General features: G+C 51.6%; 18 protein-coding genes. 13 read left to right on the top strand and 5 right to left on the bottom strand.

Annotated features, from left to right (window positions below):
• Positions 1 to 157 precede the first annotated feature (157 nt).
• From PsAD46_RS13860 to PsAD46_RS13805, 12 genes are all read left to right on the top strand, one after another.
• Positions 158 to 1471, top strand: a complete 1314-nt coding sequence (locus tag PsAD46_RS13860; RefSeq protein WP_063307170.1) for an acetylornithine deacetylase/succinyl-diaminopimelate desuccinylase family protein — start codon at positions 158 to 160, stop codon at positions 1469 to 1471.
• 20 nt (positions 1472 to 1491) lie between these two features.
• Positions 1492 to 3003 (top strand): ABC transporter substrate-binding protein, encoded by a 1512-nt coding sequence (locus PsAD46_RS13855; RefSeq protein ID WP_063307169.1) that lies wholly within the window; start codon positions 1492 to 1494, stop codon positions 3001 to 3003.
• Between the two features lie 197 nt (positions 3004 to 3200).
• Complete coding sequence (locus PsAD46_RS13850; protein ID WP_063307168.1) at positions 3201 to 4148, top strand: ABC transporter permease; 948 nt, start codon at positions 3201 to 3203, stop codon at positions 4146 to 4148.
• Entirely contained in the window at positions 4145 to 5029 is an 885-nt protein-coding gene (locus PsAD46_RS13845; protein WP_063307167.1) for an ABC transporter permease, read from the top strand. Before PsAD46_RS13850 ends, PsAD46_RS13845 begins: the two co-directional genes overlap by 4 nt.
• Positions 5026 to 6663, top strand: a complete 1638-nt coding sequence (locus PsAD46_RS13840; RefSeq protein ID WP_063307166.1) for a dipeptide ABC transporter ATP-binding protein — start codon at positions 5026 to 5028, stop codon at positions 6661 to 6663. Before PsAD46_RS13845 ends, PsAD46_RS13840 begins: the two co-directional genes overlap by 4 nt.
• Before the next feature lie 72 nt (positions 6664 to 6735).
• Positions 6736 to 7434: a class II aldolase/adducin family protein gene (locus PsAD46_RS13835; protein WP_063307165.1), complete on the top strand. Its 699-nt coding sequence runs from the start codon at positions 6736 to 6738 to the stop codon at positions 7432 to 7434.
• 67 nt (positions 7435 to 7501) lie between these two features.
• Positions 7502 to 8434, top strand: coding sequence for an ROK family protein (locus PsAD46_RS13830; RefSeq protein ID WP_063307164.1), 933 nt, complete (start codon positions 7502 to 7504; stop codon positions 8432 to 8434).
• A 72-nt stretch (positions 8435 to 8506) separates the two neighbouring features.
• Positions 8507 to 9661 carry an acetylornithine deacetylase gene (gene argE / locus PsAD46_RS13825; protein WP_063307163.1) on the top strand — a complete coding sequence of 385 codons (1155 nt, stop codon included), beginning with the start codon at positions 8507 to 8509 and terminating at the stop codon, positions 9659 to 9661.
• Between the two features lie 287 nt (positions 9662 to 9948).
• Complete coding sequence (locus PsAD46_RS13820; RefSeq protein ID WP_063307162.1) at positions 9949 to 12111, top strand: anthranilate synthase component I; 2163 nt, start codon at positions 9949 to 9951, stop codon at positions 12109 to 12111.
• A gap of 404 nt (positions 12112 to 12515) precedes the next feature.
• On the top strand, positions 12516 to 13535 hold the full coding sequence (locus PsAD46_RS13815; protein ID WP_063293199.1) for an ABC transporter substrate-binding protein: 1020 nt from the start codon (positions 12516 to 12518) through the stop codon (positions 13533 to 13535).
• Between the two features lie 63 nt (positions 13536 to 13598).
• Positions 13599 to 14366 (top strand): ABC transporter ATP-binding protein, encoded by a 768-nt coding sequence (locus tag PsAD46_RS13810; RefSeq protein ID WP_063307226.1) that lies wholly within the window; start codon positions 13599 to 13601, stop codon positions 14364 to 14366.
• Positions 14359 to 15159, top strand: coding sequence for an ABC transporter permease (locus PsAD46_RS13805; protein WP_063307161.1), 801 nt, complete (start codon positions 14359 to 14361; stop codon positions 15157 to 15159). Before PsAD46_RS13810 ends, PsAD46_RS13805 begins: the two co-directional genes overlap by 8 nt.
• 48 nt (positions 15160 to 15207) lie before the next feature.
• Here PsAD46_RS13805 and PsAD46_RS13800 read toward each other — a convergent pair whose 3' ends face one another.
• Complete coding sequence (locus tag PsAD46_RS13800; RefSeq protein ID WP_063307160.1) at positions 15208 to 15669, bottom strand: SRPBCC family protein; 462 nt, start codon at positions 15667 to 15669, stop codon at positions 15208 to 15210.
• On the bottom strand, positions 15629 to 15979 hold the full coding sequence (locus tag PsAD46_RS13795) for a metalloregulator ArsR/SmtB family transcription factor (protein ID WP_063307159.1): 351 nt from the start codon (positions 15977 to 15979) through the stop codon (positions 15629 to 15631). The genes PsAD46_RS13800 and PsAD46_RS13795 overlap by 41 nt, the downstream gene beginning before the upstream one ends.
• A gap of 235 nt (positions 15980 to 16214) precedes the next feature.
• Here PsAD46_RS13795 and PsAD46_RS13790 point away from each other — a divergent pair, with 235 nt between their 5' ends.
• Entirely contained in the window at positions 16215 to 16865 is a 651-nt protein-coding gene (locus PsAD46_RS13790; RefSeq protein WP_063307225.1) for a peroxiredoxin, read from the top strand.
• 84 nt (positions 16866 to 16949) lie between these two features.
• On the opposite strand, the gene ilvD is transcribed toward PsAD46_RS13790, so the two are convergent.
• The 3 genes from ilvD to PsAD46_RS13775 all read right to left on the bottom strand — a co-directional run bounded on the left by ilvD (position 16950) and on the right by PsAD46_RS13775 (position 21649).
• A complete protein-coding gene (ilvD, locus tag PsAD46_RS13785; protein WP_063307158.1) occupies positions 16950 to 18797 on the bottom strand; it encodes a dihydroxy-acid dehydratase in 1848 nt (615 codons plus the stop codon).
• Positions 18798 to 18988: 191 nt separating this feature from the next.
• Complete coding sequence (locus PsAD46_RS13780; protein WP_063307157.1) at positions 18989 to 20290, bottom strand: FAD-binding oxidoreductase; 1302 nt, start codon at positions 20288 to 20290, stop codon at positions 18989 to 18991.
• A gap of 18 nt (positions 20291 to 20308) precedes the next feature.
• Positions 20309 to 21649 carry an FAD-binding oxidoreductase gene (locus PsAD46_RS13775; protein ID WP_063307156.1) on the bottom strand — a complete coding sequence of 447 codons (1341 nt, stop codon included), beginning with the start codon at positions 21647 to 21649 and terminating at the stop codon, positions 20309 to 20311.
• Positions 21650 to 21783: the final 134 nt, after the last annotated feature.

Genomic DNA, 21783 nt, shown 5'->3' with positions numbered 1-21783 from the left:
GGAGTTTCAGTGTTCCACACATTCTCTCGAAAATAATTAAGGCTTTTTACCAGTCTGCGCGCTCCGAGATACTCCATTATTTTTCAGGGGTATTCAGTCGATTTGGGAACGGTCACGATATCATTTAATTCATTTAAGCATTTGTTCTGGGGGGAAGATGCGGGAGGAATTAAGCCAATCCGTTGAGCGGAAAGTGGATGAGCTTGTTGCGCTCACTCGTGACCTGATAGCTTTTCCGACAATCAATCCTCCCGGAGAAGCTTATCGTCCCTGTGCAGAGTTCATCGGCGAGCGCTTGAAGCGTAAAGGCTTTGCTGTCGAGTATGTCAGAGGAGAGAGCACCCCCGGAGACTCTGACCGTTACCCGCGTATCAATGTCATTTGTCGCTATGAAGGTCGCGGTCCCGGCCCTTGTGTCCACTTCAACTCCCATATTGATGTTGTCGAGGTGGGATATGGCTGGACGGTTGATCCCTTTGCTGGCGTGGTAAAAGACGGAAAGGTCTTTGGGCGCGGTGCCTGTGATATGAAAGGCGGTCTGGCCTCTTCCATAATCGCGGCAGAGAGTCTGATTGAATGTTTCCCTGAGTTTTGTGGTGCCATCGAGATATCAGGAACGGTTGATGAGGAATCCGGCGGCCTTGGCGGTGTGGCTTATCTTGCCAGACATGGCTACTTTTCCAAACCGCGTGTCGACCATGTGATCATCCCTGAACCTTTGCACAAAGATCAGGTTTGTCTTGGGCACCGAGGGGTATGGTGGAGTGAAATTGAGACGCGCGGCTCGATTGCTCACGGCTCAATGCCGTTTTTGGGTGACAGCGCAATTCGTCACATGAGTGCTTTCCTGAATGTGCTGGAAAACGAGCTTTACCCTGCGCTCAGCAAAAAACAAACACAAATGCCGGTTATTCCTCCGGGCGCCCGATCATCCACGTTAAATATCAATTCTTTACATGGTGGGCAGGATGAAGGACACGATGGTCTTCCCTCCCCTTGCGTTGCAGATAGTTGCCGCATCATACTGGATCGTCGATTCCTGATTGAGGAGCCGCTGGAGGATGTGAAACAAGAGATAGTTGAAATATTAGAAAATCTGCGTAAAACACGTAGAAATTTCGAATATGAACTTAAGGATCTCCTTGAAGTTCTCCCCGTGATGGCAGAGAAGGACTCCCCAGTCGCTCGCGCTGTTGCAGGCGGAATTAAAGACGTGCTTCAAAAGGATGCATCATATGTTGTCTCTCCGGGGACTTATGATCAGAAGCACATAACACGATTGGGCCACTTGCACGATTGTATTGCGTATGGTCCAGGCAAACTTGAAATGGCGCATAGGCCGGACGAATTTGTTGGAATTGAGGATCTCGTTGACAGCGCCAAAGTGATGGCACTGGCCGCGTACTCTCTTTTGACGGAGCCTGATGCAAGACCAATAACAAGAACACTGTCTGATCACGTGCACTCTTAAAGTATAAGGGACGGAATGGAATGCATGCAAAGTCATTAAAAAGCCAGCTGCTTTGCCTTGCCGGAGGCGCGGCCCTCGTCCTTGCTGCACTAACAGGTGCGCACGGTTCTGCTGAAGCCAAATCTTCCCTGTCTTTGGGAATGGTACTCGAACCACCGCATCTTGATGCAACTGCAGGGGCTGCAGCTGCTATCGATGAAGTGGTCTATCAAAACGTTTTTCAAGGCCTGACACGTATCGGGCCAGACGGAAGTGTTCTGCCCTCTCTCGCCAAATCGTGGGATGTGAGCGAAGATGGCATGACCTATCGCTTCCATTTGCAGACGAGTGTCCTCTTTCATGATGGAACGCCGTTTTCTGCCGATGACGTAAAGTTTTCCTTGGATCGTGCTCGCGCTGAAGGCAGCGTAAATGCCCAGAAGCCGCTCTTTGCAGCGATCTCTGATGTGGTTGTCGTAGATCCGCAAACCGTTGACATCAAGCTCACTACGCCAAGCGGAAATCTTGCTTACAATCTGGCTTGGGGCGATGCGGTAATTGTATCTCCTAAAACGGCTGAGACGAACAAGACGCAGCCTGTGGGCACCGGACCGTTCAAGTTTGACCGTTGGATGAAGGGGCAGGAAATTCGGATTTCCCGTTTCGACCAGTATTGGGGTGAACAACCGAAGCTGGATAAAGCCTCTTTCCGTTTCATCTCTGATCCCAATGCCGCCTTTGCTGCAATGATCTCTGGCGATCTGGATGCGTTCCCGACATTTTCCGCTCCAGAAACCATTATTCAGTTTCAAGCGGACCCACGCTTTGAAGTTGCTATTGGCACGACTGAGGGTGAAACCATCCTTGCGATGAACAACACTCGCGACCCGCTCAAGAACAAGCTCGTGCGTCAGGCAATCTCGCATGCGGTCAATAAGCAAGCCTTGATTGACGGGGCAATGTTTGGACTTGGTACGCCAATTGGAACGCACTTTGCTCCGCACCATCCCGCTTATAATGATCTGACAGGGCTTTACCCTTATGATCCGGCAAAAGCGAAAGAGCTTCTTGCCAAAGCTGGGTATCCAGATGGCTTCAGCGCAACGCTGAAACTGCCACCACCGACCTATGCCCGTCGTGGTGGTGAGCTGATTGCCTCCGATCTGAAGAAGATCGGCATTGATTTGAAGATCGTGCCTGTTGAATGGGCGCAGTGGCTTTCCGAGGTCTTCAAGGAAACCAATTACGATTTCACAATCGTTTCTCATGTTGAGCCGATGGATATTGGTATCTATGCGCGCGATAAGTACTACTTCAACTACAACAGTGATGCTTTCAAACAACTGATTGAAGAGCTGAATGTGACTGTTGACGAAGAGAAGCGGTATGAGCTTTTGAAGCAGGCACAGCAAGTCATCTCCGAGGATGCTGTGAACGTCTACCTGTTCCAGTTGGCGAAATCTGCTGTGTGGAATGCCAATGTGAAGGGGCTTTGGCGAAACTCCCCTACACCGGGTAACGATCTGTCGCAGGTCTATTGGGCGAATAACTAAAAACACATAGCAAATACACGTAGATATTTGCACAGGACTGCGGTTGCAACCGCAATCGCAGTCCTTCTCAATTGCTATTCCAAATTATATGGTTTAAGCGGTTGCCAAACTGACAGTTACTTTAGGGGTAACCCTTTTCTCTCATTGTGCAATTTGCTTGTGCAACGCAAGTTTGATTGGTTTAGCGGATTTGTCCGATGCTCTGGTTTGCGTTCCTTCGTCTCATAGGCTTACTGACAACTCTCCTGGCCGCAAGCCTCGTCATCTTCGTTGTGCTTGAGGTTATTCCCGGTGATCCGGCTGAAGTGATGCTTGGGCTGAATGCGCAGCCTGACACACTCGCAGCTCTGCGCGCTGAACTTGGCCTCAACGCTCCTTTATCCACCCGCTATGTGAACTGGTTACTGGGCATGTTGCGGGGTGAATTTGGTGTGAGCTACACATATTCAGTTCCGGTTTCTGAACTGATCGGCGAACGCATTCAGGTCAGCCTTCCGCTTGCAACTGGCGCACTGATCCTCTCGACAATCATTGCTATACCGATCGGCGTTTACTCTGCCCGCTATCATGGCAAGGTCATCGACACAGGTATTATGTCCATTGCCCAGATCGGCATTGCTATCCCAAACTTCTGGATTGCCATTTTGCTGGTTTACGTGTTTGCGATCGTGCTGCGGGTTTTACCATCTGGTGGTTTCCCGGGTTGGGATGTGAGCTTCTTCGGCTCATTGCAGGCGCTCTTGTTGCCCGTTATCGCGCTGGCTCTCCCCCAAGCGAGTATTCTGGCCCGCGTGATGCGCTCAGCCTTGCTGGATGTTTTGCATGAAGATTATATCCGCACAGCGCGTGCCAAAGGGCTCTCCAACAAAGCCACGCTTTGGAGACACGGCGTACGCAATGCTCTTATTCCGGTCCTGACTATTCTGGGTCTTCAGTTCTCTTTCCTGATCGCAGGTACGGTGATTATTGAAAACCTCTTTTACCTACCAGGCCTAGGGCGTCTGATTTTCCAAGGCATTACTCAGCGCGATCTGATCGTAGTGAAGAGCAGTGTCATGTTGCTCGTTGCTCTTACAATCTTTGTGACATTCCTTGTCGACATCGCCTACGCAGCCATTGATCCGAGACTGAGGCGACGTGCATGAATCAGGAACTCCCAAGTTATCCGCCGCTTGCCAGTTTTGACGAAATCTCCATCTGGAAGAAAGCCTTTCACAGTCGTTCTTTCGTTATCGGGGCAGTGCTTGCTCTCGTTATTCTCATTGCCGGGGTTACTTCCGTCTTCTGGACACCCTATGCCATCGATGTTCTGGATGTTTCCAAGCGTCTTAAGCCGATGAGTTCTGAATTCTGGTTTGGGACGGATCAGTATGGTCGCGATATCTTCTCCATGCTGATGGTTGGCGCCCGCACCTCCATTATTGTAGCGCTGATTGCCGTTGGCATCGGCATGCTGATTGGCGTGCCATTGGGACTACTGGCAGCGGCCCAAAAGGGTTTTCTGGAAGAACTGGTGATGCGCACCAATGATCTGATTTTCGCATTTCCGTCTCTGCTCTCCGCCGTGCTCATCACATCCATTTTTGGACCAGGAACAATCAACGCTGTAATTGCGATTGGCATCTTCAATATTCCGGTTTTTGCCCGCGTTGCTCGCGGTGGCGCCTTGTCTCTTTCAGGACGCGAGTTTTTGCTTGCCGCCCGCATTTCCGGCAAGAGCTCGTTTTTGATCACTCTGGAACACGTTATTCCGAACATTGCTAATTTGTTGATCGTGCAGGCAACCATTCAGCTTTCTCTTGCAATCCTTTCAGAGGCAGGCCTCTCCTATCTTGGTTTGGGGACGCAACCACCCATGGCGAGTTGGGGCCGCATGTTGTACGAGGCCCAGACCATGGTTGCCTTTGCACCACAACTGGCGCTTTATCCGGGATTTGCGATTATCTTTTCCGTTCTTGGTTTTAACCTGCTTGGCGATGGGCTTAGGGATTTGCTGGATCCCAAGATGCGGAGGAGAGTTGCGTGACCTCTGTTTTTTCCACCACTGACCTTTGCGTTTCCATTTCTGGCAAGCCGATCCTGCGCAATGTGAGTTTTGACCTTGAGCAGGGCAAAATTCTCGGTCTCGTCGGCGAAAGTGGCTCTGGTAAATCCATGAGTGCGCTCTCAGCAATGCAGCTTTTACCAGAGGGTGCTCATCAGATTGGCGATCTGATGTTTGAGGGCAAGAACCTCACGCGCGCTACAGATACAGAGATGACCCATGTACGTGGCAAAGACATCTCTATGGTCTTTCAGGAGCCGCTGACCGCTCTCAACCCAACCCGCACCATTGGCGAGCAAGTTGCTGAAGGCCTTCGCTGGCACCAGGGTCTTACGCGCAAGGAAGCGATGGACCAGACCATCGATGTTCTGGAACGGGTTGGTCTTGGTCTTGAATATGGTTTGATTGATCGTTTCCCTCACCAGCTTTCCGGCGGACAGAGGCAGCGCGTTGTCATCGCCATTGCCATCGCCTGTAAGCCCAAGGTGTTGATTGCTGATGAGCCGACCACCGCACTTGATGTGACGGTTCAGGCGCAGATCCTGACATTGCTGAAAGACATCGTGCGCAAAGAACAGATGGCCATGCTGCTCATTTCGCATGATCTGGCAGTTGTTGCTGACATGGCGGACACTGTTGCGATTATGAAAGACGGGGTGATTGTTGAGCGCGGCCCGACTTGCGAGCTGTTCGACAACCTTTCTCACCCCTATTCCAAGAAGCTGTTTGAAGCCTCCAACCACGTACCTGTTCCACGGCAAGAGCCAGTTGACGAGGTCACACAGCCACTCTTGCAGGTGAGCAATGTGCTGCGGGAATATCCTCTCCCTCGCGCCAGCATCTTCACACGCAGACAGTGGCACCGAGCCGTGCAACATGTCTCCTTCCACGTCGCCCCGCGTCAGAGCATGGGTCTGGTGGGTGAAAGTGGATGCGGTAAATCCACCCTTGCACGCACTATTTTGGGACTGACGCCTCCGAACGCTGGTCATATCCAGTTTCTTGGCAAAGATCCTTACTCGGTTTCACGAAAAGACCGTCAGGATTTGCAGCTGGGTATTCAAGCCGTGTTCCAGGATCCTTATGGAAGCTTTGATCCGCGGCATACGGTTGAACGTACCGTGGGTGAGCCTTTGCACCTCATGCGCAACGAACTGTCTCGTTCTCAACGTAAAAAACGCGTTCATGAGGTTTTGGAAAGCGTGGGGCTTTCTTCTGCAGATGCCAACAAATATCCGCACGAATTTTCTGGCGGACAACGGCAGCGTATCGCGATTGCGCGTGCGCTGGTCACCAATCCAAGCCTGATCGTCGCGGATGAACCCGTTTCTGCGCTTGATGTTTCCATCAGAGCACAAATTCTGGATCTCTTTGCAGATTTGCGTGATCGGCTAGGTATGGCTTATCTGTTCATTTCACACGATCTTTCTGTTGTGCAGGCTATCACTGACCGGGTGATTGTGATGAACGCAGGCCGTATTGTTGAAGAAGGTCCAACCGGAGAAGTCTTTTCCAATCCCAAACATCCTTACACACGTATCCTTGTTTCTGCAGCACCAGACCTCAACGAAGCCTTGCGCAGGCGCAGAGAAAAAGAGAACAAAGATACGCATTGAGCGCTATTGCCTGAAGCAAACCAGTGCAGCTAGCCTTGCATTTGCTCAGGCTACAGCTATCGGAGACATGTTATGACAACAGCTGAGAACCAGCTTCGCCGGGAAGTTATAAGAACGGCGCGTGCTTTACAAAGCACTGGTTTGACACATGGAACCTCCGGCAACGTGAGTGCACGATATGAAGACGGTATGCTCATCACCCCTTCTGGCATTCCTTACGAAGACCTGGAGATCAAGAAGATTGTCTTCATGGATCTTGAAGGCGGATACTTTGGGAATTACTTGCCTTCGTCCGAGTGGCGCATGCATATGGACATCTACCGGCACTACAAAGAAGCAGAGGCGGTTGTTCACTGTCATTCAGCCAGAGCGACTGCGCTTTCAACCCATAACAAAGGCATTCCGGCCTTTCATTATATGGTGGCTGTTGCTGGCGGTGATCAGATCAAATGCGCAGATTACGCCACGTTCGGAACCAAAGCCCTATCTCAAGCAATGATCAATGCGCTAGAAGACCGGAAGGCTTGCCTTTTGGCACATCATGGACAGATCGCTTTTGGTCCATCGCTGCACAAAGCGTTTGGCCTTGCCGGTGAAGTGGAAGCATTGGCTGATCAGTACTTGTCTGCGCTGGTTCTGGGAGAACCTGCACCTCTTTCTCCAACTGAGATGAAAGAGATTTTGAGAAAATTTAAAAGCTACGGCAAACAGCTGGATGCATTGGATGGAAACGACGCGGGTGCTTTTGAAATGCCCCAGCGACGTGACTAATCCAGAAAAGAACAAAGAATACAGAGGCGAATGCCTTTTATGATTGTAATGGGGGAATAACTGGAACATGCGAATTGGACTTGACTGGGGTGGTACTAAAATTGAAGCGCTGGCACTTTCTAACGAAGGTGAAGAACTGTTTCGCAAACGCGTTCCAACTCCCAAGAACGACTATCAGGGTTGCGTAGAAGCTGTTATCGGACTGGTTGCTGCAACGGAGGCGGCGACTGGCGAAGTCGGCACAGTGGGCATTGGCATTCCGGGTTCTATCTCGCCCAGCACGGGGCTGGTTAAGAACGCAAACTCCACCTGGATGAACGAGAAACCTCTCGATAAAGATCTTACAGATGCGCTTGGCCGTGAAGTGCGCATTCAAAACGATGCCAATTGCATGGCGGTATCTGAGGCCATTGATGGAGCGGGAGCAGGATGCGGAGTTGTTCACGGCATCATCATTGGCACTGGCTGTGGCTCAGGCATTGCGATTAATGGACGTCCCCATAAAGGCGCTAACGGCATTGGCGGCGAATGGGGCAACGTTACTGTGCCGTGGATGCAGGAAGGCGAGTTCCCAGGGCCGCTCAACTGGACCGGACACCACGGTACGATTGACCTTTTGTGCTCTGGCACAGGTTTCCAGTGGGATTATGAGAATGCCACCAGCAAGGTTCTTAAGGGCCGTGAGATCATTGAGTTGATGCGCTCTGGTGATGAAGCTGCCATGGGCACCTATCAGCGTTATGTAAGCCGCTTAGGCCGCGCCTTGGCGATGGCAGCCAACATTTTAGATCCGGACTGTTTTGTACTCGCTGGTGGAATGTCCAACGTGGAGGAGATTTACAAGGATCTTCCTGCTGCGATGCGTCCTTACATTTTCTCTGATGGTTATGATTTTGATATCCGCAAGGCCAAACACGGCGACAGCTCTGGTGTGCGCGGAGCAGCATGGCTGTGGGGTAAAGGCGAAACAACGCTACGGCATGTCAACGAAAGCTCGTAAACGTACTTTTCCTTATGGATTTCTCTTTCTATAGTCAGAACTCACGATTCCGATTTCCTGAAAGAAATTTCCATGACAATGACAAGCCAAGAAGTCCTTGCAAAGCTGGTTAGCTTTGACACGGTCAGCGCAAAAACCAATCTCCCCCTGATCAAGTGGATCGAAGAGTATCTTAATGATCTGGGGGTCTCCTCTTCCATTCTGCCAGACGAGACAGGGGAGAAGGCGAGCCTGTTTGCAACGATCGGCGGAGATGGGGCCGATGGTTACATTCTTTCAGGTCACACAGATGTGGTGCCGGTTGAAGGACAAGACTGGAGCAGTAACCCGTTCTCCCTTCGCGAGGAAGACGGCTTGCTTTACGGTCGCGGTTCTTGCGACATGAAAGGCTTCGTAGCGTGCTCTCTTGCCAAAGTGCCAGAGATGCTCAAGGCGCCGCTGAACAAACCGTTTCACCTGATGTTCTCCTATGACGAAGAAACTGGTTGTACTGGCGTTCAGCCTGTGCTGTACAAACTTGCAGGTGAAGGATTTCAGGCGGAAGCATGTTTCGTTGGTGAGCCGACTGAAATGCAGGTTGTGGTGGCACATAAATCCAAAGCCTCCTACCGCGCTGTGTTTACCGGCCTTTCCTGCCACTCCTCCCTTGCACCACAGGGCGTAAACGCCGTGCATTATGGCGCTCGTCTTGTTGCAAAACTTGAAGAGATGGCACGGGAACTGGCAGCGGGCCCGAGCGATGATCTGTTTGACTTGCCATATTCCACGGCTCACACAGGTGTCATGAAGGGCGGCACAGCACTCAACATTGTGCCGGAACACTGCGAAGTCATATTTGAGTTCCGCGTGCTGCCAACTGAAAGCCTTCAGGCTTGCATGGATGAGATCAGGCGTTATGCCACAGAAGAGCTTCTTCCTGAAATGCGCCAAGTTTCTGAAAAAGCAGATATCGAGCTCATTCCTTACTCTGAGATCCCAGGACTGGATACGGAAGTGGAAGCGGATGTGACTGTTTTGGCGAAGAAACTGGCTGGCCGCAATGATCATGCAAAAGTTGCTTATGGCACGGAAGCTGGCCTGATCCAGACCATTTTGAAAGTCCCAACCGTGGTGTGTGGCCCAGGTAGCATCGAGCAAGCTCATAAACCGGACGAGTACATCAAACAGTCCGAACTCGACAAGTGCGACGGTTTCCTAGACCGCCTGATCCAGCACGCGTGTGCTTAAGTTGATGATGGGGAGCTCTTCACGATGGGTTGAAGGGCTCTTCTTTTCATTGCTGGGTGCAATTTTGTTTCAGGAGTTGCACCTATGAGCTCCTTAGGTTATGAAAATCGCATGATGACTATGCAAGTACAAAACATGCTGTGGTGGTGGCGCCGGTGACGGTGGCTGAACACGCATGTCTTGTTGACCTGTAATTTCCAAGCCGCCGCATTTTCTGCAGGCGGCTTTGTTGTATCTACCGCCTCGCAAACATCGGAAACAGGTGTGCACGACCCGGAGGATTGACCATGCCGATTACGGCAGAACGGACTTATAAGAGCAAAGGCGGCGTTATCATCCGCCGTAAAAGCCGAAATGCTGATTATGCCGCTGGTACAAGCGAATGGATGGACAGGCTGGACCGTCAACGCGGTGCTGTGCTTTCCTCTTCCTACGAATATCCGGGCCGCTACACGCGCTGGGATATGGCGTTGGCCAACCCACCGCTGCTGATTGAATCCAATGATCGCAAGATTACCATTCAAGCGCTAAACGAGCGTGGGCGCGTGCTGATGCCTGCCGTTCATGGCGCATTGGATGGTCACGAGGATATCGCAGATTTCAATGCAGATGAGTACCGCATTGATCTGACTATCAAGACGCCGGACAGAGCCTTTTCAGAGGAAGAGCGTTCCCGCCAGCCTTCAACCTTCTCCGTGGTGCGTACACTTGTTGATCTGTTTTCCTGTGACGACGATCAGCTCGGGTTGTATGGTGCATTCGGATATGATTTGACGTTCCAGTTTGAGCCGATTAATCAGAAGCTGCAACGTCCTGACGACCAGCGGGACATGGTGTTGTTTCTGCCCGATGAAATCCTGATTGTTGACCACTATGGCCGTAAAGCCCATGTGCTGGAATACGATTTTGAGTTCAATGCCAAAACGACAGACGGTCTGCCGCGTGATGGTGAAGAAACACCCTACAAAGCAGCGACTGAAACTCCAGCACGGGGTGACCATGAACCGGGTGAGTACGCTGATCTGGTGCGCTCTGCAGTCGATTATTTCAAGCGCGGTGATCTGTTTGAGACCGTTCCGGGACAAGTGTTCTATGAGCCTTGCAAAAACCCACCATCCGCTGTTTCTCGCCGTTTGCAGCAGATCAACCCTTCGCCTTATTCCTTTTTCATCAACCTAGGCAACGCCGAATATCTGGTTGGTGCCTCTCCTGAGATGTATGTGCGAGTGACTGGTGGTCGCCGTGTGGAGACATGCCCGATTTCTGGCACGATCCGCCGCGGCAAGAACGCGATTGAAGATGAAGCACAAATCCGCAAGCTGCTGAACTCCGCCAAAGACGAAGCAGAACTGACCATGTGTTCTGACGTGGACCGGAATGATAAGAGCCGCATCTGTGTTCCAGAGTCTGTCCGCGTGATTGGTCGTCGTCAGATCGAGATGTATTCTCGTCTGATTCATACCGTGGATCACATCGAAGGCACTCTGCTTGATGGCAAGGATGCGCTGGATGCGTTCCTTTCTCATACATGGGCTGTAACTGTTACTGGTGCGCCGAAGCGTTGGGCTATGCAGTTTATCGAGGATCACGAAAGGAGTTCTCGTGCATGGTATGGCGGTGCGATCGGTGCTGTGCTGTTTAATGGCGATATGAACACAGGTCTGACCCTGCGCACAGTTCGCATCAAGGATGGTGTAGCTCAGATCCGTGCAGGTGCCACGCTGCTTTATGACAGCATCCCAGAGGATGAAGAAGCTGAGACTGAGCTGAAAGCATCTGCGATGATTGCTGCGGTTCGCGAAGCTGGACTTGCGCTTACCTCTGAAGAGGAAGTGGTTAAGGCTAAACCGGGCAAAGGCAAGAAGATTCTACTCGTCGACCACGAAGACAGTTTCGTGCACACACTGGCAAATTACTTCCGTCAGACAGGCGCTGAGGTTGTGACTTACCGTAGTCCAGTGCTAGATGACGTCTTTGATCAGGTTAGTCCGGATCTGGTCGTGTTGTCCCCAGGCCCAGGTTCTCCGAAGGACTTTGACTGCCGGGCTACCATCGAACGGGCCCGTGCACGCAAGCTGCCAATTTTTGGTGTGTGTCTTGGTCTGCAGGCGCTGACTGAAGCGTTTGGCGGTGAACTTGACCAGCTTGATGTGCCTGTGCATGGCAAGCCATCTCTTGTTTCCTTCAGTCACGGTTCCAAGCTGTTTGATGGGCTGAGTTCACCTGTCAGTGTTGGCCGTTATCACTCCTTGTTTGCTAAACGGGATGTGTTGCCAGATTGCTTTGAGGTAACCTCAGAGACCAAAGACGGTGTGATCATGGCAATTGAACACAAGAATGAGCCTATTGGCGCTGTTCAGTTCCATCCAGAGTCTATCATGTCCCTCGATCAAGACGGTGGTCACAAGATTATTGAAAATGTGATGGCCAAACTTCTTACCGGTGGCTAGATCGACTCTCTGACCAAATTGAATTCATCAATTGGACTAAATTAAAGGCCGGGATTGAGCGATCACTTCCGGCCTTTCTCCTAGAATTTTGTATAGATGGTTTATCTGCACGAAACCTAGAAGCATCTTTGGTCGCATTGTTGTGGAATTGCAGCATATAAATGCGCTGGATAGTGAACGTGAACCTATTCAGATTGAGAATATTGCAAGTCTCATGTGCGCCGGGTTGCGTTATATGACTAATCTATGCACGATTGAAGTGATTGACGCAGTCATTTTCCATAGGGATCTATAGACTGCAAAAGATCTTTACTGCGTATCCTACCGGAGAACAGTTGCCACTTTTCGGGATTACGCTTTGATTGACGAGAGTTTGCTCTCAAGGTTCACTAAAGAGGATAAAGATGAAGGTACGCGGTATTTTAAGCGGCGTTTTGATGGGCGCAGCGGTTCTAACAGGAACGTTTGCGACTACAGCAACTGCAGCAGAGAAGATCACTGTCGGCGCCTTGCGCTTCACTTCTCATGCGGCGAATTTTGTTGCGTTTGAAAAGGGTTATTTCGACGAGGCTGGTCTGGAAGTTGAGTTCAAGTTCTTTCAGGCAGCACAACCAATGGCGCTTGCTATCGCCTCCGGCGATGTGGACTTCGGCCTTACCGCAATTTCCGGTGGCTTGATCAGTCTTGCCGATAAGGGCGCTGTGAAAGTGATTGGTGGCGCACTACAGGAAGAAGCTGGCATTGACGGCCAGATGATCCTTGCCTCAAAAGCTGCGTTTGATGCAGGCCTGAAAACTCCGGCTGATCTGAAAGGCAAGAGCTTTGGTGTGACGACAGCAGGCTCGTCTTTCCATTACATGGCACATAAGATTGCAGATAAAGAAGGTTTTGGGCGCAAAGACATCAAGATTCGCCCACTCCAAAAAGTAGGCGCTGTGATTGGTGCGCTGAAGAGTGGTCAGATTGATGCGTGGTCTATTGTTCCCCACATCGCAAAAGGCCTTGCCAAGTCCCCACAAGTGGAAATGATCGGCAAAGTCTCTGACTATGTACCGAATTATCAGGTGACCACTGTCTTTACCTCCGCGAAGAACATTAATAGTAATCCTGAGCTGGTAAAGACCTTCCTTGGTGCCTACTCTAAAGGCGCAGCTGATTTTAACGCGACTCTGGTGGACAAATCCGCAGGAGATGCGGCGGCTGAAGACATGGTGAAGCTCATTCATAAGTACGTCTATGCTGATCGTTCATATGAGAAAGCTGCTCCATCCATTCGCAATGGAGCGATGCGTCTTAACGAAGGTGCTGCGCTAAACATGGCGAGTGTTGAAGACCAGCTCAACTGGTTCAAGAGCGAAAAGCTGGTGCCAGCAGGTGTAACACTCGACAAGCTGGTTGATGTGAAGTTCGTCGAAACCTTCTAATCCAACACACGCATTGCCCGCTGCGGGTGGGCAATGCCTTTTCCCTTAATCCGGTTGGATTACATGCAAATTTCCATTGAAAATCTCTCGCATGCCTACGGCTCTGTCGAGGTTCTGAATGATATCAATCTGACCTTTGAGCCCGGCGAGATTGCCGTGATCATCGGTCCGTCCGGTTGCGGAAAATCTACGCTGCTGCGTCTGATGGGCGGACTTGAAGAGCCGAGCAAGGGCGCCGCTTATATCGCAGGTCAAGCACCAGAAGGGTCTCTCAATCCCCTCACCTACATCTTTCAGGATTTTGCGTTGCTACCATGGCGCTCTGTTGCCGGGAACATTTCTTTGGTGCTTGAGGACCACAAGCTGCCTGCAAAGGAACGTGAGGCTATCATTAAAGATGTGCTTGCCCGCACTAACCTTTCAGAGTTTCGTGAGGCACTTCCGCGCCAGCTTTCCGGCGGTATGAAGCAGCGTGTGGCTATTGCGCGGGCACTTGCGGTACGTCCGGCCTTTTTGCTGATGGATGAACCACTTTCTGCTTTGGATAGCCAGACGCGAGAGCTCCTGATGGATGATCTGGTGGAGCTGTGGGCGAGAGAGAAATTCTCAGCTTGTTATGTGACGCATAATCTCGCTGAAGCAGTACGTCTTGGGCACAAAGTGGCTGTTTTGTCTCGTCGCCCCGGCAAGCTACGAGAGGTGGTGGAGATCAGTATGCCGCTTGAGGAACGCCGTGACCGTGCTGGAGAGCTGGAAGATGTTCAACAGCAGCTTTGGCAGATGATGCGTGATGAGGCTCTTGCTGCGGATAGGGAGCTGGCTGATGTCTGATCAGGCCAACCGAAAGAAAGTTCCGTTTCGCGGTGGTGGGTTCAAACCACACCCTATCCGTTTTGTCGCTCCCTTAGTGTTTCTCGCGCTTGTCTCGTTCTGGGAGGTCGGATCACGGACCGGGTTTATCAGTAATCTGGTTTTGCCTGCCCCTTCTGAGGCCTTTCAGGCGTTTTTAGACCTTTATCACTCTGGTTTGCTCTGGAAGCATGTAAGCACGAGCCTTTACCGCCTTGTGTTTGGCTGGAGCATCGGAACTGCACTCGGTATTCTGGTTGGGTTGTTGATTGGGCTGTTTTCTCTGGCACGCGCCAGTCTCCTGCCACTCACTTCAGCCTTTTTTCCAATTCCCAAAATCGCATTGCTGCCACTCTTTATCATCTGGTTTGGCATCGGCGAAGGGTCCAAGGTTGCGACGATCCTGTTTGGCACTTTCTTTCCAACAGTTATCGCCACATATGGCGGGGTTGACCATGTGGAGCGTGGGTTTATCCGCATGGGGCAATCCTTCGGAATGAGCTGGCTTTCTATTGTACGGAAGATCATTTTGCCCGGAGCCCTGCCCGCGATCCTTTCTGGCGCGCGTATTTCTGCCAGTATCGCCATCATTCTGCTCGTCGCAGCAGAGATGATTGGCGCTGAGTATGGTATCGGCGCTTATGTTCTGATGGCTGGATCACTGTTTGCAACCGACGAGTTGATCGTGGGTGTTGCTATGCTCTCCATTCTGGGACTGTGTGTCAGCTGGCTGATTGGCAAGGCCGAAAAGGCCCTTTTGAATTGGCGGGGTTAAAACTGCAAAATGCGACCCTCGCTGAGCAAGTCGGCGAGGGTTAGAATGCTAGGCAACACTGGCGTTACATGCATCCTTGAAGTGCGTCTCAAACACGCTCACCCAGCCATTGTTGTAGTTCTCGCGCATTGCAGAGCCGACTTCTCCAAGCTTTTCCCAGTCGTGGTGGCTGAGGACAACCTTTGTGCCCTCCCCGTCGTTTTCAAAGGTCACGTCAACACAGGTTGCCATACTCTCTGGGTTGTTGATGTGCCAGAGAATAGAAAGGGCTTTGGCGGGCTGATAAAGCTTGATGGTGCCCCAGTCGTGGCGGGTGCCGTCCTTTGCCACTTCATAGAGCTTGCCACCCTCCTGCTGCTCGCAAAAGACGTCGGGCAGCGCTCCGCCATTCATTGCGGTAACAGAGTGAGTTTGTGTTGGCCACCAATTGCTCAGGTCGTTGACGAAGACCTTGAAGGCCTTTTCCGGACTACAGTCCACTTTGATCATCTTCATCACTGGTGCAATCATTCCCCATCTCCTGCTGGTCGGCAACTTCATTTGCAAAAGCGTCCAGAACACCCTCCCAGAACTGATCAAGGTAGTCACGCAGGGGCGCGATGCCTTCACGCCTAAGCGCATAAAACCTTGAAGTTCCGCGTTGGTATACCTCCACCAGACCAGCGCTCTGTAAGACTTTCAGATGCTGGGAGACCGCTGGTCTGCTGACGCCTTTTGTTTCAGACAACGCTTTGACATTCTTAGGGCCCGCGCGAAGATCCTCAAAGATCTTGCGGCGTGTGTCATCTGCTAAAGCGTGAAGAATCTCTTCGTAAGCCATAACTTACGGTAAGTCTATACTTACACTTTGTCAAACACTGATCCCAAAGTCATGAAATCGTAATGTCAATTGAGACCAGTAATGCGCCCGCCAAAACTTATAGCTGGCCTACGGTTATGGTTTAGCTCTATTGTTTCGCGGAACTCAATATCAAGCAATGATGGTGGCGGGCCGAAAAAAGGCATATTGCGGCCTTATCTCAGTCCTGATGCCTTTTATCAAAAGAGGACTTGTCATGGTTTTACGCATAAACGATACGATCCCCAATTTGACCGTTCCAACTGATCATGGAGAGATAAATCTGCACGACTGGGTGGGTGACAGCTGGGCGATCATCTTCTCTCATCCTAAAGACTTCACCCCTGTTTGCACGACAGAATTCGGTGCTGTTGCTCAGCTTGGTAATGAATGGGCCAAGCGTAACACTAAAGTTCTTGGCGTTTCAGTTGATGGCGTGGAAGACCACAAGAAGTGGAAAGTCGACATTGAATCTGTTGGCGGTGCAAAGCCAGACTTTGCGATTGTAGCCGATGCTGGTCTTGAAATGGCCAAAGCCTTCGATATGCTGCCTGCTGAACATGTGCTACCTGATGGCCACACACCTGCTGATTCAGCAACAGTTCGTTCTGTCTTCATCATTGGGCCGGACAAGCAAGTGAAGCTGATGATGACCTACCCTATGACCGTTGGGCGAAATTTTGCAGAAATACTGCGTGCACTGGACGGGCTTCAGATGTCTGCCAAGGGCGTTGCAACGCCTGCGGACTGGACTGTTGGCGAGGATGTGATCGTGCCCCCAGCCGTCAGCACCGAAGACGCAGAAGTTAAATTTGGCTCTGTGAAAACAGTCCTGCCCTATCTGCGATATGTGAGTGCGCCGAGCTAAAAGCTCAAAACAACGCTCCTACAATAGAAAGCCCCGCAGAGATGGTCTCTACGGGGCTTTTGAATGTCTTACTGAACCTGAGGCTTAGTCAACTTTACGAACTGCGCCTTTGGATGCGCTGGTGGTCATGGCAGCATAGGCTTTCAGCGCGGTGGTCACCTTGCGCTTACGCGTCTCAATAGGTTTCCATGCAGCATTCCCTTTTGCTTCCATCGCAGCGCGGCGGGAGGCAAGCTCTTCATCAGAAACACGCATCTCGATTTTACGGTTTGGAATGTCGATATCAATCATATCGCCTTCTTCCAACAGGCCGATATTGCCGCCTTCTGCTGCTTCCGGAGAGACATGGCCAATGGACAAACCGGAAGACCCACCAGAGAAGCGGCCATCTGTGATGAGTGCGCAGGCTTTGCCGAGGCCTTTGGACTTGAGGTAGCTGGTTGGATACAGCATTTCCTGCATGCCCGGACCGCCACGAGGGCCTTCGTAACGGATAAGAACGATGTCGCCCTCTTTCACCTTCCCAGTCAGGATCGCACTAACGGCTGTGTCCTGAGATTCAAAGATGCGTGCAGGGCCGGAGAATGTGAGAATGCTCTCATCTACACCAGCTGTCTTAACGATACAGCCGTCTTCTGCCAGATTGCCGTAGAGAACTGCCAGTCCGCCATCCTGTGAGAAGGCATGTTCTTTGGAGCGGATAACGCCGTTTTCACGATCCTCATCAACACCTTCGGCATAGCGGGAGCTCTGAGAGAACGCGACCTGTGTCGGCACACCACCAGGTGCGGCTGAGAAGAACTCGCGCACGCTTGTGCTGTCTGTGCGTTTGATGTCCCAGCGCTCAAGAGCGTCGGCTAAGTCTTTGGCATGCACTGATTTTACTGAGGTATCGATGAGGCCTGCACGGTCCAGTTCACCCAGAATACCGAGGATACCACCTGCGCGGTGAATGTCTTCCATGTGGACGTTGGCGACCGATGGAGCCACCTTACACAGCACTGGTACTATGCGAGACAGACGGTCAATGTCTTCCATGGTAAAGTCCACTTCACCTTCCTGCGCTGCGGCCAGCAAATGCAGAACGGTGTTGGTGGAGCCGCCCATTGCGATGTCCATAATCATTGCATTTTCAAAAGCTTTGAAGTTTGCAATGTTACGCGGCAATGCGCTCTCATCTTCCTGTTCGTAATAGCGTTTTGCCAGATCTACGATCAGGTGACCGGCTTCGATGAACAGGCGTTTACGGTCTGAATGCGTTGCCAGAGTTGAGCCATTGCCCGGAAGGGACAGGCCCAGAGCTTCTGTCAGACAGTTCATGGAGTTTGCGGTGAACATGCCAGAACAGGAGCCACACGTCGGGCATGCGCTGCGCTCGATGCTTTCAACGTCGCTGTCAGAAACGTTGTCATCAGCTGCGGCGATCATTGCGTCGACAAGGTCAACTTTGCGTTTTTCACCGTTTGCGAGCGTTACTTTGCCAGCTTCCATCGGTCCACCGGACACAAACACGGTTGGAATGTTCAGGCGCAAAGACGCCATCAGCATGCCTGGAGTGATCTTATCACAGTTGGAAATACAGACCATGGCATCTGCGCAGTGGGCGTTGACCATGTACTCCACGGAATCGGCGATCAACTCACGAGAGGGCAAGGAGTAGAGCATGCCGTCGTGACCCATTGCGATGCCGTCATCGACTGCGATGGTGTTGAACTCTTTTGCGATGCCACCGGCCTGCTCAATTTCGCGAGCGACGAGCTGGCCGAGGTCTTTCAAATGCACGTGGCCTGGAACGAACTGAGTGAAGGAGTTGACGACAGCAATAATTGGCTTGCCGAAGTCATTTTCTTTAACACCGGTTGCCCGCCACAGGCCTCTGGCGCCTGCCATGTTGCGGCCGTGTGTGGAAGTGCGCGAACGATAGTTTGGCATCGAAAACCCCAATCTGGCGAATATGTTATTTACGCGTTGCGGTATAGTTAGTTTTATCGGACTAATTTGGCAACTTTTCTTCAGCTTACACCACTAATGAGAAAAAGAGTACCCGCGGGTACGCCTCTCCCCTTCTGATCGCTTGAGCATTTCTCGGGTGTCGCCTGCTCGTGCCTCAAGTCTTGCAGCTTTTAGAAGCGGTTAAAGGCAAAACTGGAGAGATCGTGACCAGCTGGTTTCCCTGTGAGCACATCTGCCATAAGACGTCCAATAGATGGGCCTATTCCAAACCCATGGCCTGAGAAACCCGTCACGATATGCAGGTTATCCAGATCTGGAGCTCTATCGATCACCGGCAGAAAGTCTGGCATGGCATCAATGAGGCCGCCCCAGGCGGATTGCAGTTTTGTTCCTTTGAGCTGCGGGAAACGATCAGCGAGTGCTTGTGTAAGAGCACCCAGCTCTTTCTGATCAGGTTTAGAGTTGAGGACGCGCATGACTTCAAATGGTGTTATGTCCGCTCCGGTCCAGCGTCTTTTTTGCATCCAGTGATCAGGGTAGTTTTTTGGAGACCATGGTTTGATGCTGGTGCCCTTGAGGTTTTCGGCCATATTGGGCAGCCATTCTTTCAGGAACCGGAATGAATCCAGACCGATATGATGGGTCTGATTGTTCTTCAGTGCCAGCGTGTAGCCACCACCCTGACGGCGGCGCATAGCAAAGGTGTTGTCTGAGGCATTTGCCGGGAAGACATCCGGTACGGCTTGCGTTGCTGCAACGGTCAACTCTACAGAAAGTTGAGGCAGTTTAATGCCTGCATTGGCGGCGAACAGAGAAGACCATGCCCCACCTGCCAGCATTACTTGCCCCGCTTTGATCTCGCCTTGTTCTGTGACAGCGCCCACAACCTCGCCACCGGATTTTACCAATGTACGAACAGCGTTGTTTTCGCAGATAACAGCTCCAAGACGCTCTGCAGCTTTTGCGATGCCGAGCGTCGCCTGCCCGGGTTCAGCACGACCATCACTGGCAGTATGCATTCCGCCGATCCAGCGTCCTTCTTTGCCTTTTATGTCTTCATGAACCTGCGCTCTTGAGATCATGCAGGTATCAAGATCATATTTCCGGCCAAGCTCGACGAACTTTTCGAAATTTTCCAAGTCCTCATGCTTTTCAGCAAGGTAGTAGACGCCGCTCGCGCTGTAGCCGAGGTCTTCCCCTGTCTCTTCGCTGAGCTCCGCCCACAAACGACGAGCTTCGATAGAGAGCGGGATTTCCGGCTCATCACGTCCTTGCTGGCGAATCCAACCCCAATTGCGACTGGACTGCTCTCCTGCAACTCTCCCCTTTTCGCAAAGAGTGACGCTCACACCCTTCTTGGCGAGGTAATAGGCGGTACACACACCAATGATGCCCCCGCCGATTATGAGCACATCTGTTTCCTGCGGCTGTTCTCCATGGAACTGCTGCGGTGTATTTTCTGAATAAATCACGTCACTTACTCAAGGAGGTTAGATAAAGGGTCCGAGCTTGATTTTGGAGCCATCGGAAAAACGCGAATAACGGAAGCGCGTCAGGTCGTAGCCAGCTGGTTTGTCCATGAGCAAATCTGCCATTATGCGTCCTGCGGCAGGACCAATGCCAAACCCATGCCCGGAAAAACCCGTTGCGATAAACACGCCTTTTTGCGTCGGGACTTCATCCATGATCGGGACAAAGTCCGGCATTGCATCAATCATTCCAGCCCAACTTTCTTCCATTTGCAGCCCTTTGAGCTGAGGGAAGCGGTCAACCAGACGATCCTGAATGCGTTTGAGAGCTTTCGGGCTTGGATCAGGGTTTAGCACACGACATGTTTCAAACGGTGTGACTTCATCTCCAGACCAATGCCGCTTATGCGCCCATGAATCTGGATAGTTCTTTGGTGGGTTCATGCCAAAGGAAATGCCTTTGAAGGACGCTTTCACAGCAGGAAGCCACTTGAAGATGTGACGAAACGAGTCCTTACCGATGTAGTGATCATGAATATCACTGACCGCAAGCGTGTAGCCACCATCTACTCTTTTGCGGAACGCGAATGTGCCGTCTGCAGCGTTGCCGTTGAAAAGATCAGGCACAGCCTTGGTTGCAGCCACAGTTGCCCGCACACATAACTGAGGCATGGACACGCCGAGGTTTTGTGCAAAGAGTGAGGACCATGCACCAGCAGCGATCAGGACGCGGTTTGCTTTGATCGTCCCCTTTTCGGTCACAGCTCCTGTGAGTTTACCACCTTCAATCTCGAGCGTACGCACTGCACAGTCTTCAACGATCACAGCGCCGTTGCGTTCCGCTGCTCTGCCAATCGCGGGCACAGCTATCCATGGCTCAGCACGGCCATCACTTGGTGTGACCATGCCACCAACCCATTTGCCATCACGCCCCGGAATTTTGGCGTAGACCTCGTCTTTACTGAGGAGCTTGGTATCGAGTTGATGCTGTTTGGCGAGCTCAAGAAAGTCCTCATAGTTTTTGAGGTCCTCTTGTTTTTCTGCCAGATAATAAACACCCTCCTGGCGAAACCCGAGATCCTCTCCGGTTTCTTTCATCAGCTGCTGCCAGAGCCGGCTGCTTTCCATGGATATGGGGAGTTCTGCGGCATCCCTGCCTTGCTGGCGGACCCAGCCCCAGTTGCGGCTCGACTGTTCTCCGGCAACGCGGCCCTTTTCGCAGAGTGTCACGTTCACACCCTTTTGTGCCAGCCAGTAGGCTGTGCAGGTGCCAATCACGCCACCGCCAATAATCAGAACATCAGTCTGCTCTGGAAGGTCGCCGAAGAACTGTTGGGGAGTGGAGCTGGTATAGGTCGCCATGAAGGCCTCTAGGAATCGGATCTATAAATTACAATCCGATGAACTTAGCAGGACTAAGATACCACTGCACGAGGGTGTGCCTAAGCACTTAGTCGACCTTTGGATTAGACCATATTGGTAGGTCTGGTTGTTTC

Source organism: Pseudovibrio sp. Ad46 (assembly GCF_001623065.1).
GTDB lineage: Bacteria > Pseudomonadota > Alphaproteobacteria > Rhizobiales > Stappiaceae > Pseudovibrio.
Note: the sequence above shows the minus strand (reverse complement) of the source record. Positions and strands in the feature narration are given on the sequence as shown.

Excerpts from the sequence above, each read along its gene's own strand:
- PsAD46_RS13860 (WP_063307170.1), top strand. The coding sequence starts at position 158 with ATGCGGGAGGAATTAAGCCAATCCGTTGAGCGGAAAGTGGATGAGCTT.
- PsAD46_RS13855 (WP_063307169.1), top strand. The coding sequence starts at position 1,492 with ATGCATGCAAAGTCATTAAAAAGCCAGCTGCTTTGCCTTGCCGGAGGC.
- PsAD46_RS13850 (WP_063307168.1), top strand. The coding sequence starts at position 3,201 with ATGCTCTGGTTTGCGTTCCTTCGTCTCATAGGCTTACTGACAACTCTC.
- PsAD46_RS13845 (WP_063307167.1), top strand. The coding sequence starts at position 4,145 with ATGAATCAGGAACTCCCAAGTTATCCGCCGCTTGCCAGTTTTGACGAA.
- PsAD46_RS13835 (WP_063307165.1), top strand. The coding sequence starts at position 6,736 with ATGACAACAGCTGAGAACCAGCTTCGCCGGGAAGTTATAAGAACGGCG.
- PsAD46_RS13830 (WP_063307164.1), top strand. The coding sequence starts at position 7,502 with ATGCGAATTGGACTTGACTGGGGTGGTACTAAAATTGAAGCGCTGGCA.
- argE (WP_063307163.1), top strand. The coding sequence starts at position 8,507 with ATGACAATGACAAGCCAAGAAGTCCTTGCAAAGCTGGTTAGCTTTGAC.
- PsAD46_RS13820 (WP_063307162.1), top strand. The coding sequence starts at position 9,949 with ATGCCGATTACGGCAGAACGGACTTATAAGAGCAAAGGCGGCGTTATC.
- PsAD46_RS13815 (WP_063293199.1), top strand. The coding sequence starts at position 12,516 with ATGAAGGTACGCGGTATTTTAAGCGGCGTTTTGATGGGCGCAGCGGTT.
- PsAD46_RS13810 (WP_063307226.1), top strand. The coding sequence starts at position 13,599 with ATGCAAATTTCCATTGAAAATCTCTCGCATGCCTACGGCTCTGTCGAG.
- PsAD46_RS13805 (WP_063307161.1), top strand. The coding sequence starts at position 14,359 with ATGTCTGATCAGGCCAACCGAAAGAAAGTTCCGTTTCGCGGTGGTGGG.
- PsAD46_RS13800 (WP_063307160.1), bottom strand. The coding sequence starts at position 15,669 with ATGATTGCACCAGTGATGAAGATGATCAAAGTGGACTGTAGTCCGGAA.
- PsAD46_RS13795 (WP_063307159.1), bottom strand. The coding sequence starts at position 15,979 with ATGGCTTACGAAGAGATTCTTCACGCTTTAGCAGATGACACACGCCGC.
- PsAD46_RS13790 (WP_063307225.1), top strand. The coding sequence starts at position 16,215 with ATGGTTTTACGCATAAACGATACGATCCCCAATTTGACCGTTCCAACT.
- ilvD (WP_063307158.1), bottom strand. The coding sequence starts at position 18,797 with ATGCCAAACTATCGTTCGCGCACTTCCACACACGGCCGCAACATGGCA.
- PsAD46_RS13775 (WP_063307156.1), bottom strand. The coding sequence starts at position 21,649 with ATGGCGACCTATACCAGCTCCACTCCCCAACAGTTCTTCGGCGACCTT.